The sequence below is a fragment of the Halomonas sp. H10-59 genome, assembly GCF_040070555.1.
Taxonomy (GTDB): domain Bacteria; phylum Pseudomonadota; class Gammaproteobacteria; order Pseudomonadales; family Halomonadaceae; genus Halomonas; species Halomonas litopenaei.
On record NZ_CP098828.1, the window covers coordinates 2048519 to 2062044 of the forward strand.

Here is a 13526-nt window from a genome sequence, read left to right on the forward strand (position 1 = left end):
GACGCCCGACTGGCTTGGCCAGTCGGGCGTTTCTGTTTGTTTCTCCCAGGCGCCTCGCGCTGTCAGCTCCAGGCGTCCCCAGTCTGCGTGTTCTCGTCGCCAGCGCTCCTGGCAAGGGCCAATTTCGCACCACGCTGTCCCGAAATCAGCATGAAACAGACGATAAAACGTACAAAAGTGGCAGCAAAAAGCATGACTTTCTACGGTGACTAGGAGGAAAGCAGTATCTCGGAAGGTGCATTACTTGATCGTAGCGACTATTGGCCATTGGTACAGTGTGTAACGACGTGTAACGTAAGTAGTATTATTCGTACCAGTTTACTAGCCATTGTCTTACGCTCCGTTACGAAAAACTCGAGGTTCCCGTGCCTGTTACCATCGCTATTGTCAGCTCATTGCAAGGAAACGCCTGGGTCAAACGGCCGAATGGCGACGTCATCGCTCTGGAAGAAGGGGATCGTCTGGAGGTCGGCGATATCGTCATCACGGCGGACGGCACCCTCGTGACGCTGCAGTTTGCGGACGGCAGGCCCGGTGTCACTCTGGTCGATGCGCAGCAGGTTTCGTTGCCCGAGGAGATGGGGCAGGGCGACGCTTCTTCGGTCGAGATTCTGGACCAGCAGCAAGTCACGGAGCTGTTGCGGCTGCTTGAGTCGGAGGTGCCCGATCTGCTCGAGGCGATAGAGGCGCCTGGCCTGGGGGAAAGTGGCGGTGGCGCGGAAGAGGGCTTCGATTTCGTGCGCCTGTTGCGCATCTCCGAGTCTGTTGATCCCCAGAGCTACTCCTTTGGTGGGGTGGGGGCAGTGGAGTCGCTGGAGCCGGTAGAGAGCGGTGGAACTCCCGTCGCCGACGACGAAGAAGTTTTCCTGGCGGAAGGTGAGCCCGATCTACCGCCGGTCGAAGAGGGAGAGGGCTCCGTTGCGGCCGGAGACAACAGCGTCGTTGAAGGAAGTGGCCAATCTGTCACCGGCAGCGTGACAGTGACGGCTCCTGCCGGTGTGGCGCGTGTTGCTGTCTCGGGCGTCGATGTATCGGGCGCTTCGGCCGCATCGCCGGTCCTGATCGATGGACAGCACGGTACCCTTGCGATCACGGGCTTCGATCCTGATACCGGGACGATCGACTACGTCTATACCGAAGACGGCCAGCCAGCCGACCACTCTGCCGGAGACGCCAGCGTATTTGACCGCTTCGAGGTGGTGGTGACCGACAACCGGGGGGCGCAAGCCAGCGACAGCCTCGACATCAATATCCTCGATACCGTGCCGTTGGCTGAAGATGACGCTGCCCGGGTCGGCGAAGATAGCAGTGCGCCGATTTCCGGTGACCTGCTGGATAACGACCTCGCCAGGTCCGATGGACTGAGTTTCGTAGGTTTCGACGACACTTCAGCAAGATATGGCACCTTCACCGATCACGGTGACGGCACCTGGAGCTACTCCGTCAATACGGTGAATGCGGCGGTGCAGGCCCTTGAAGATGGCGAGCATCTGATGGAGACCTTCAGCTACACCGTCAAGGACGCCGATGGCGATATCAGTACTGCGACCTTGACCGTGCTGATCGACGGCAGCACGGATGGTGATCCCAATGTGGTGATCCAGGACAGCGATGGTGACGTCACGGCCGGCGACAACAGCGTAGTGGAGGGCAGTGGCGAGACGGTCTCAGGCGAGATGCTGCTGACAGCCAGCGCAGGAATCGGCACTGCGACCATCGCCGGGTCGGATATTACAAAGGCTACCGCCGACAATCCGGTGGTAATAGAAACCGACCAGGGCAAGCTTGAGATCATCGGCTTTGCCAATGGTGCCGTTGATTATCGCTATACCGAGAACTCGCAAGGCGCGGATCACAGGGCCGGCGATGACAGTGTTGTCGATCGCTTTGAGGTAGTGGTCACCGACACTGCCGGTGAAAGCCGTTCCGACAGTCTGGACATCAACATCCTCGATACCAAGCCCGAGGCCGTGGCCGACACCACCAGCACCGGCGAAGACACCCCGGTCAGCTACAACGTGCTGAATAATGACGACGGCACCAGCGACACCCAGGGTGCCGATGGTGCCTCCCTGACCACCGCCACTCTGCGCAATCCGAGCCAGGGCAGCGTGAGCTTTACCAGCGATGGCAATGTCACCTTCACCCCGGCGGCGGGCTTCGAAGGCAAGGCGGTCATCGACTACACCCTCACCGACGGCGACGGTGATACCGCGTCCTCGACGCTGACCGTGACGGTGGCGGCCGACTCCACACCGACCATCGACCCGAGCGGCCCGGACGGCGATCCGACGACCGCCGATGGCGCCTACAGCGTGCAGGAAGCAGGACTGGATGGCGGTGCAGGTCAGTCCCCGGGCAGTAACGCCGCCAGCAACAGCGAGACCACCGACGGCCAGTTCAAGAGCAGCACCGGCAACGATGACCTGGTGCGCTACGAGGTGAAGGACAAGGACGGCGACTGGGTCCCGATCAACGCCGATGGCACCACGGTCACCGGTGACTACGGCACCCTGACGGTGAACACCGACGGCAGCTGGTCGTACACCCTGACAAGCAGCGCGAGTCAGGACGACGGGACCAGCGACACCCAGGAGACCTTCGATGGTGCCTCCCTGATGGCGATACCTCCGACCCGGCCAATCTCACTATCGACATCGGTGACGATGGCCCGAGTGCGGTGGCCGACACCACCAGCACCGCTGAGGACACGGCGGTCAGCTACAACGTGCTCAGCAACAGTGATGACACCAGCGATACCCAGGGCGCCGATGGCGCGACCCTGACCGCGGCCAGCGTGCAGGGCGGGGCCAGTGTGGGTTCGGTGAGCTTCGCGTCCAATGGCGAGATCACCTTTACCCCGGCGGCGGGCTTCGAAGGCAAGGCGGTCATCGACTACACCCTCACCGATGGCGACGGTGATACCGCGTCCTCGACCCTGACCGTGACGGTGGCGGCCGACTCCACACCGACCATCGACCCGAGCGGCCCGGACGGCGATCCGACGACCGCCGATGGCGCCTACAGCGTGCAGGAAGCAGGACTGGATGGCGGTGCAGGTCAGTCCCCGGGCAGTAACGCCGCCAGCAACAGCGAGACCACCGACGGCCAGTTCAAGAGCAGCACCGGCAACGATGACCTGGTGCGCTACGAGGTAAAGGACAGCGACGGGGATTGGGTCCCGATCACCGCCGATGGCACCACGGTCGCCGGTGACTACGGCACCCTGACGGTGAACACCGACGGCAGCTGGTCGTACACCCTGACAAGCAGCGCGAGTCAGGACGACAAGGACAAAACGGGTCTGGACGATAGCCTGGCCGAGACCTTCGGCGTGCGGGTGGTGGACAGCGATGGCGATACCTCCGACCCGGCCAATCTCACTATCGCCATCGGTGACGATGGCCCGAGTGCGGTGGCTGACACCACCAGCACCGCCGAGGACACGGCGGTCAGCTACAACGTGCTGAAGAATGACGACGGCACCAGTGACACCCAGGGTGCCGACGGCGCCCCCCTGACCACCGCCGCTCTGCGCAATCCGAGCCAGGGCAGCGTGAGCTTTACCAGCGACGGCAACGTCACCTTTACCCCGGCGGCGGGCTTCGAAGGCCAGGCGGTGATCGACTACACCCTCACCGATGTCGACGGTGATACCGCGTCCTCGACGCTGACCGTGACGGTGGCGGCCGACTCCACACCGACCATCGACCCGAGCGGCCCGGACGGCGATCCGACGACCGCCGATGGCGCCTACAGCGTGCAGGAAGCAGGACTGGATGGCGGTGCAGGTCAGTCCCCGGGCAGTAACGCCGCCAGCAACAGCGAGACCACCGACGGCCAGTTCAAGAGCAGCACCGGCAACGATGACCTGGTGCGCTACGAGGTGAAGAACAGCGACGGCGACTGGGTCCCGATCAATACCGATGGCACCACGGTCACCGGTGACTACGGCAGCCTGACGGTGAACACCGACGGCAACTGGTCGTACACCCTGACAAGCAGCGCGAGTCAGGACGACAAGGACAAAACGGGTCTGGACGATAGCCTGGCCGAGACCTTCGGCGTGCGGGTGGTGGACAGCGATGGCGATACCTCCGACCCGGCCAATCTCACTATCGACATCGGTGACGATGGCCCGAGTGCGGTGGCCGACACTACCAGCACCGCCGAGGACACGGCGGTCAGCTACAACGTGCTCAACAACAGTGATGACACCAGCGACACTCAGGGTGCCGATGGTGCCACCCTGACCACCGCCGCTCTGCGCAATCCGAGCCAGGGCAGCGTGAGCTTTACCAGCGATGGCAGCGTCACCTTTACCCCGGCGGCGGGCTTCGAAGGCAAGGCGGTCATCGACTACACCCTCACCGATGGCGACGGTGATACCGCGTCCTCGACCCTGACCGTGACGGTGGCGGCCGACTCCACACCGACCATCGACCCGAGCGCCCCGGACGGCGATCCGACGACCGCCGATGGCGCTTATAGCGTGCAGGAAGCGGGGCTGGATGGCGGTGCAGATCAGTCCCCGGGCAGTAACGCCGCCAGCAACAGCGAGACCACCAGCGGCCAGTTCAAGAGCAGCACCGGCAACGATGACCTGGCGCGCTACGAGGTGAAGGACAAGGACGGCGACTGGGTCCCGGTCAATGCGAATGGCACCACGGTCACCGGTGACTACGGCACCCTGACGGTGAACACCGACGGCAACTGGTCGTACACCCTGACAAGCAGCGCGAGTCAGGACGATAAGGACAAAACGGGTCTGGATGACAGCGTGCCGGAGACCTTCGGCGTGCGGGTGGTGGACAGCGATGGCGATACCTCCGACCCGGCCGATCTCACTATCGCCATCGGTGACGATGGCCCGAGTGCGGTGGCCGACACTACCAGCACCGCCGAGGACACGGCGGTCAGCTACAACGTGCTCAACAACAGTGATGACACCAGCGACACTCAGGGTGCCGATGGTGCCACCCTGACCACCGCCGCTCTGCGCAATCCGAGCCAGGGCAGCGTGAGCTTTACCAGCGATGGCAGCGTCACCTTTACCCCGGCGGCGGGCTTCGAAGGTAAGGCGGTGATCGACTACACCCTCACCGATGGCGACGGTGATACCGCGTCCTCGACCCTGACCGTGACGGTGGCGGCCGACTCCACACCGACCATCGACCCGAGCGGCCCGGACGGTGATCCGACGACCGCCGATGGCGCCTATAGCGTGCAGGAAGCGGGGCTGGACGGCGGAACGAATCAGCCTGCCGGCAGTAACGCCGCCAGCAACAGCGAGACCATCAGCGGCCAGTTCAAGAGCAGCACCGGCAACGATGACCTGGCGCGCTATGAGGTAAAGGACAGCGACGGCAACTGGGTCGAGATCAATGCCGATGGCACCACGGTCGCCGGTGATTACGGCACCCTGACGGTGAACACCGACGGCAACTGGTCGTACACCCTGACAAGCAGCGCGAGTCAGGACGACAAGGACAGAACGGGTCTGGATGACAGCGTGCCCGAGACCTTCGGTGTGCGGGTGGTGGACAGCGATGGCGATACCTCCGCTGATGGCACCCTGAGCATCGCCATCGGTGACGATGGCCCGAGTGCGGTGGCTGACACCACCAGCACCGCCGAGGACACGGCGGTCAGCTACAACGTGCTCAACAACAGTGATGACACCAGCGACACCCAGGGTGCCGATGGTGCCACCCTGACCACCGCCGCTCTGCGCAATCCGAGCCAGGGCAGCGTGAGCTTCACCAGCGATGGCAACGTCACCTTCACCCCGGCGGCGGGCTTCGAAGGCCAGGCGGTGATCGACTACACCCTCACCGACGGCGACGGTGATACCGCGTTATCGACCCTGACCGTGACGGTGGCGGCGGACTCCACTCCGACCATCGACCCGAGCGGCCCGGACGGCGATCCGACGACCGCCGATGGCGCCTATAGCGTGCAGGAAGCAGGGCTGGATGGCGGTGCAGATCAGTCCCCGGGCAGTAACGCCACCAGCAACAGCGAGACCACCAGCGGCCAGTTCAAGAGCAGCACCGGCAACGATGACCTTGCGCGCTACGAGGTCCAGAACAGCGATGGCGACTGGGTCGAGATCACCGCCGATGGCACCACGGTCACCGGTGATTACGGTAGTCTGACGGTGAACACCGACGGCAACTGGTCGTACACCCTGACAAGCAGCGCGAGTCAGGACGACAAGGACAAAACGGGTCTGGATGACAGCGTGCCCGAGACCTTCGGTGTGCGGGTAGTGGACAGCGATGGCGATACCTCCGCTGATGGCACCCTGAGCATCGCCATCGGTGACGATGGCCCGAGTGCGGTGGCCGACACCACCAGCACCGCCGAGGACACGGCGGTCAGCTACAACGTGCTGAATAATGATGACGGCACCAGCGACACCCAGGGTGCCGATGGCGCGATCCTGACCGAGGCCAGGGTGCAGGGCGGCGATAGCGTCGGTCGCGTAACCTTCACCAGCGATGGCAGCGTCACCTTTACTCCGGCGGCGGGCTTCGAAGGAAAGGCGGTGATCGACTACACCCTCACCGACGGCGACGGTGATACCGCGTCCTCGACCCTGACCGTGACCGTAGCGGCCGACTCCACACCGACCATCGACCCGAGCGGCCCGGACGATGATCCGACGACCGCCGATGGCGCCTATAGCGTGCAGGAAGCGGGGCTTAATGGCGGTGCAGATCAGTCCCCGGGCAGTAACGCCGCCAGCAACAGCGAGACCACCAGCGGCCAGTTCAAGAGCAGCACCGGCAACGATGCCCTGGCGCGCTACGAGGTGAAGGACAGCGACGGCGACTGGGTCGAGATCAATGGCGATGGCACCACGGTCGCCGGTGATTACGGCACCCTGACGGTGAACACCGACGGCAGCTGGTCGTATACCCTGACAAGCAGCGCGAGTCAGGACGACAAGGGCAAAACGGGTCTGGATGACAGCGTGCCCGAGACCTTCGGTGTGCGGGTGGTGGACAGCGATGGCGATACCTCCGCTGATGGCACCCTGAGCATCGCCATCGGTGACGATGGCCCGAGTGCGGTGGCCGACACCACCAGCATCGATAAAGGTACGTCGAAAACCTACAACGTGCTGAAGAATGATGACGGCACCAGCGACACCCCGGGCGCCGATGGCGCGATCCTGACCGCGGCCAGGGTGCAGGGCGGCGATAGCGTCGGTCGCGTAACCTTCACCAGCGACGGTAACGTCACCTTTACCCCGGCGGCGGGCTTCGAAGGCAAGGCGGTGATCGACTACACCCTCACCGACGGCGACGGTGACACCGCGTCCTCGACCCTGACCGTGACGGTGGAGCCCGACGCCACGCCAACCACACCGTCGACCGACACCGATCCGACCACCCAGAGCCCCGTGGCGATCGTCGATGAGGATGGTTTGTCTGGTGGCAACAAGGGCGGTACTGGCGATGTGGACGGACAGTTCACTGTCGCCACTGGAGATATGGGTTACCGCTTTGGCGACGATGGTGCGGCCAGCACCAAGGCTTTCCAATGGAATCTGACGGATCTGCCCGAGCTCTATACAGCAGAAGGGCGCAAGGTCGCGTTCTCACTTGTCGACGGTGGACATACCGTGGCCGGCAGCGTAGCCGGCGCCAGCGGCGCCGAGTCAGTTATCACCATAAAGCTGACAGATGAGGCCGCCGGCGATTACCAGGTGACGCTGCATCAGGCGCTCGAGCACGCCGAGCGCGAAGACGAGAATGATGTGTCATTTGACGTCGGCTATACCATCACCGATGGCGATGGTAGCAAGGCGATTGGCAAGTTGACGGTAGTGATCGATGACGATACGCCGGTGGCCTTCGATACCGTCGATGGCGTGTTGTCTTCAGGCAACGTTGGCGATATCAACTTCGCAGATGCAGCGGGAGCCGACGGTGTCGGCGCCGTGCAGTTTTCCTCGGCGTTGGATGGCAGCGCTGTGCTGAGCCTGAACGGCGCGACCCTGGTGACCTCAAATGGCGAACGTCTCACCTACCGGCTGAACGATGGAGGAAAGACGCTTGAGGCGACGACTGCCGGTGGCGACGTGGCCTTCGAAATAGCTCTGGCGGCGGATGGCTCCAGCTACGAGGTGAATGTGCTTGATGATGCCATCATGACGCTGGCGGACTCAGGCCAGGTTATCAGTGATGGCAGAACAGAAGTCTTTTATGAAGGCGTCAGAGCCGGTACCGAGGGCCATCGCTATGTGGCGTTTGACGGCAGCGATGGCGGCCCTGACGTGGTGGTATCTGCCTGGTCTTTCAATTTTCCGGGCGAGTCCTGGTTGAGAACGGATGGCGGCACCCAGTTGGCACCAGGCGGTGACGACAGAATCACGTACAACGAAGTGGCGCGTTTCGACTTCGTCGATAACCTGAGCTTTTCCAATGATGAGCCCAATTGGGAGCAACACCGGGGCGTTACTCGTTTTGAACAGGTGGTCGACCTCGCCAACCTGGATGGGCGGACAACACCCGCATCGTTCAAGGTAACCGCCATTGCATTGGCCCCTGACGGTAACAACACCAGCGGTCATCCGCACGAGGTCAGCGGCGATGCGCTTGCCCTGGATGTTGATGAGCTCCGTTTTCTTGATGGCGCAGGAAACGATATTACCGCGTCTGTGACGATCGTGGAGAATTCTGATGGAACCCTTTCGGTGTCTGGGGTTCCCGATGGCGCTCGGCTCGTTCTCGAGACCGAAAGTGCTTTCGAGGCGATCGAAATCCTCGCCACGAATACCAATACGCGAGTCGGTTTTACCCTGGGGGATTTCGAGTACACCTGGCTGAACGGGACCTTCGATGCAGACGACGCCTTGTCCATGGCGCTGCAGGGAACCGACGGGGATGGTGACACCGCCGAGGGGAGTCTGGAGCTTACGCTGCCGGGCAGGGTTCAGTTGGCCGGACTCGACCCTTTCGCTTCCGAACTGGTCGTCAGCGAGGCCAACCTGGCCGATGGTAGTCAGCGCAATAGCAGCGAACTGACACGCGCCGGCAGCTTCGATGTCGATACGCCGGATGGACTCGAGACGCTGAGCATCGGAGGTCGAAGCCTGACGCTTGCCGACCTGCAAGCCTTGTCCGGCGATCCCGTCGCCCTGGATACCCCGTACGGCACTCTGACCTTGACGGGATATAGCGGTGATGCGAGCGGAGGTACGCTCAGCTACGAGTATCTGCTGGAGCGTAAGGTCGACAACGACAGTCAGAGCGGGGCCACGGATACGGAATTCGCGGATACCTTCGCTGTTGAGGTGGTTGATGTCCGGGGCAATACGGCGTCTGGCGAACTGGATGTCGCCATCATCGATGATACGCCGTCTGATTTTGTGGCAGACACCGGGCTCCTGGTGACGGGCTCCAGCGGCCATATCAACTTCGAAGAGGCCGGCGCAGACGGTCTGCGTGATATCGGCTTCGACGCCTCGCTGGATGGCCAGCGAGTCTTTGATCAGGATGGTAACGCGCTTTTCCTGATGACCCGGGCGCTGTTCTGGAAGTTGAGTGCCGACGGCTCGACCCTGCAAGCGGTCGGTGGTGACACAGTGGCCTTTGAGGTGGGCCTGTCCGGCGATGGGTCACAGTATGACGTCACCAGTTTCGAGCGCATCAATACAGGATGGACTCGTTCAGACTTCAAGACGAACGAGACGAGAGCCCTGGGTGGCTCACATCGTGTCTACAGGACTGCGGATGATGATGAGGCTGATGTATTGATCACCGGCTTCGATACAAGCCTGAATCGGCATGTTTCTGTTGAGGCTGAGAATCCTGGCTATGCCAACCGGTTGTACGTTCGCAGCAACGCCCAGTCTCCCCAGAGCACGGGCAACAATGAAATCATTCGCTTTGATTTCGTCGATTCCGCCAGTCTTAAAAGTGGTGAAGGCCTGTCCTGGGGAGACCATCAGGCGGTCTACGCCTTCAGCTTTGGTGCCAATCCGGGAGAGGCGGGACAGCAGTATTCCACTGTCATTCTGGAGGCGATCGCCTATGCCGATGATGACGGCGGTTCGGGGTCTCCTTACCGACAGTCCGGCGATGTTCTCCGGTTGACGGCTGACGATGTCCGGGTGGGTCCTCCAGGGAGCCAGCCTGCTTCTGTCAGGATCCAGGAGCTGGCCGATGGCAGAATAAAGGTCAGCGGTATCTCTTCGGGTGACTTCGTGCACCTGAATACCAGTGGTAGTGCGCCCTTCGAGGCGGTCAATCTCTATGGTGACACTGACGCCAACAGCTTTTACCTGACGGGTGGCCAGTACAACTCGTTGCCTGAGGCCGGCAGCATCGACATTGCCCTGAGTGCGACCGACAACGACGGGGATGCCGCCAGCGGCACGCTGACGCTGGAAAACAGGGAGGCATCCATCCCGTCCACGCCGGAAAGCGATGGCGATCCGAGCAGCCTGAACCCGACGGCCACCCTCGACGAGGATGGCATGGCCGGTGGCAACGCTGGCGGCAGCGGCGATGTGGCGGGTGAGGACACGGTCACGACCGGAACACTGGGCTACAGCTTTGGCAACGATGGCGCTGCGGCGAGCGGGGCCTTTTCCTGGAACGTCGCGAGCCTGCCGGGCGATCTGAAGACGGCTGATGGTCGAGCGGTAAGCTTCCAGTTGAGCAGCGATGGCCACACCCTGACCGGCACGGCGAGCGATGGCAGTGGCGGCAGCGAAGACGTGGTCACCATCGCCTTGACCGATCAGAGCAGTGGAGCCTATCGGGTGACGCTGCACCAGGCGCTGGCTCATGCGGCCGGCAACGACGAAAACGATCTGCTGTTCGATGCCACCTATACCATCGTCGACGCCGATGGCAGCCAGGCCGATGGTGCCCTGTCAGTGGTCATCGATGACGATACCCCGGTGGCCGCGAGCGACACCAACGCCATCATCGAGAACATGGCGCCGGTCTCCGGCAACGTAATCGGTGGTGCGGGGGCGTCCAGCGGTGATCAGGCCGATGCCCCCGGTGCTGACGGGGCCAGCGTCACCGCTGTCAGCCAGGGTTCTACTACGGTGTCTTCGTTGAATGCCGACGGCAAGCTGGTGATTCAGGGGCAGTACGGCACCCTGACCCTCGACGCCCAGGGCGGCTATAGCTACGCGCTGGATAGTGACAATGCCGAGGTCGCGGCGCTCGACAAGGGGCAGACCGTCGATGAGCGCTTTACCTATACGCTGACCGATGGGGACGGCGATGCCAGTGATACCAGCCTGACCATCACCGTTACCGCCACCGACGATGATGCCCTGGTGGTTGGAACCAACAGCGACAACAGCGTTCAGGGAGGGGGTGGCAATGACGTCCTGATCGGCGACACCGGCGGCAAGTACACCGTGGTGGAGCCGGCGCAGAACTATAATTTGTCCTTTATTCTGGATACGTCGGGCAGCATGGCGTTTAAGCTTGGCGATACCGGCAAGACGCGGCTTGAGGTGGCGGTAGAGGCGCTCAAGGCCAAGCTTGATGAGCTCGCGACATTTGAGGGCATCATTAATGTACAACTTGTCGGTTTTGCCCAAGGCGCGAAGTCGGAGCCGTTCTTGAACTTGTCACAGGACAATGTCCAGGATGCCAAGGACTTTCTGGATTCTTTAGTGGCGAAAGATGGCACCAACTACCAAGAGGCCTTTAACGTCGCCAGCGACTGGATGACGGAAACCAGCTCCAATGGCTACAACAATGTGGCTTACTTCCTGAGTGACGGTAGCCCGACACTTCATAACACCACTGCGGGCACTGGTGTGACCGCTTCGCCCAACGATTCCACTGCGCTGGACGTCTCGCAGGCTGTCAAGGCGTACGAGACACTTGCCCAGATTAGTCAAGTAGAAGCCATTGGTATCGGCAACGATGTCAATCGCGAGATACTCAAGGTGGTTGATAATACCGCTGACGGTGGCTTGACAATGGTGCCGTTGCCCTATGCGTCAGGTGAGACGCAATCGGTCGATTATCCAGCAACTTTCGATGCCGGTGACACGGGCAGCCTGGGACAACTGGAGAACTGGCACCAGACAGGTGGCAGCGGGTCGGTCAGCGTCGTGAGAAATGGCAGCAGGACGTATCTACGTATCGCTGACAGCGGCACCAATGATGGAGCTACCACGGTGGTCAGCGACAGCATCACAATGTCTGAGCCGGTTAACGCCAACGACTTCTACAGTCTTGCCTTTACTTACCAGACAAGTGACGGAGGAAGTTCCAACGGAATTGTTCGAGACCACTTTGTCTGGCGAGTGGAAAAGCTGAACGATGATGGCACCTGGGAAGTCGTGTCAAACAATTTCGAGAATGCGGTAGGTACCACCACCACTACCCAGATCATGGCGAATAGTCTTAAAGGGGGGACGTACCGGCTCGCTTTCGATGTGGATAACGGTACCGGTTCGTCCGACTTCGTATTAGCGGTGGGAGGCGTTTCACGCAGTCTCTATCGCTACACCGACGACGAACTGGTGCCAGCCGGTGAAGATTTTATCGTCAATTCCGCCGAGGAGTTCGAGACCGCGCTCGATGGTGGCTCGTCTTCCGATGTGCCGCAGGAGGTGGGTAACGACCATCTGATTGGGGGCGCTGGGGACGACATTCTGTTCGGTGACCAGATCGAACCTGCAGGCGTCGGTGGTGAGGCCGGTAGTGGCTATGACGGTCTGGTCGACCATCTGACTGGCCAGAACGGTGCGGAGCCGACCCAGGAAGAGACGCTCGACTTCATCAAGGCCAACTACGACAAGTTGATCGATAAGACCCGTGCCGATGGCGGCAAGGACCTTCTGGAAGGCGGGCAGGGCGACGATCAATTGTTTGCCAGCGCCAACGATGACATCTTGATCGGCGGCGCCGGTGACGACTTCCTGCTGGGTGGACTGGGGGCCGACACCTTCAAATGGAATCTGGGAGACGCCGGCAGTGCCACCGACCCTGCCCTCGACGTGGTCAGCGATTTCCACGTCAAGGACCAGACACAGAGCATGGATCCGAATGCCGACAAGCTGTCCCTAAAGCATCTGCTCAACGACTTTGACTCCTCGAGCACTGACCCTGACCAGTCGGCGCTGGATAGTTTTGTCTTCGCCCAGGAGGAAGACGGTGGCACCGTGCTCTACATCAAGAGCGATGGCGGGCTCGATGATCAGCACAGCAACGCCGATCAGAAGATCACCCTGAGCGGTGTCAGCATGGACGGTCAGTCGTCGGAGGCGTTCCTGACGATGCTGCGTAATTACGGGCAGCTCGACGTGGAGTAGGCCTGGGTCATCATGACCAGAGTTGCCATAAGAGAGAGCCGGGCCACCTTTGGGTGGCCCGGCATTTTCTTGTTCTTGGATTGCGAACAGGATGTTAAAAGGCAACGTTTATTTCTGCTCGATTCCTTAGGGCTTGTCTGAAAAGTGCCTGCGCTCGGTAATACGGCGTTAAAAATCGGATCAAAATGCTCATTTACACCCCGTAAACTGCGCTTTC

Annotated in this window: 2 protein-coding genes; both read left to right on the forward strand. The window is 61.5% G+C overall.

Going from position 1 to position 13526, the window contains the following annotated elements:
• Positions 1-365: 365 nt before the first annotated feature.
• Entirely contained in the window at positions 366-2786 is a 2421-nt protein-coding gene (locus NFG57_RS08995) for a retention module-containing protein (protein WP_348815988.1), read from the forward strand.
• Positions 2681-13309, forward strand: a complete 10629-nt coding sequence (locus NFG57_RS09000) for a tandem-95 repeat protein (protein WP_348815989.1) — start codon at positions 2681-2683, stop codon at positions 13307-13309. Before NFG57_RS08995 ends, NFG57_RS09000 begins: the two co-directional genes overlap by 106 nt.
• Positions 13310-13526: the final 217 nt, after the last annotated feature.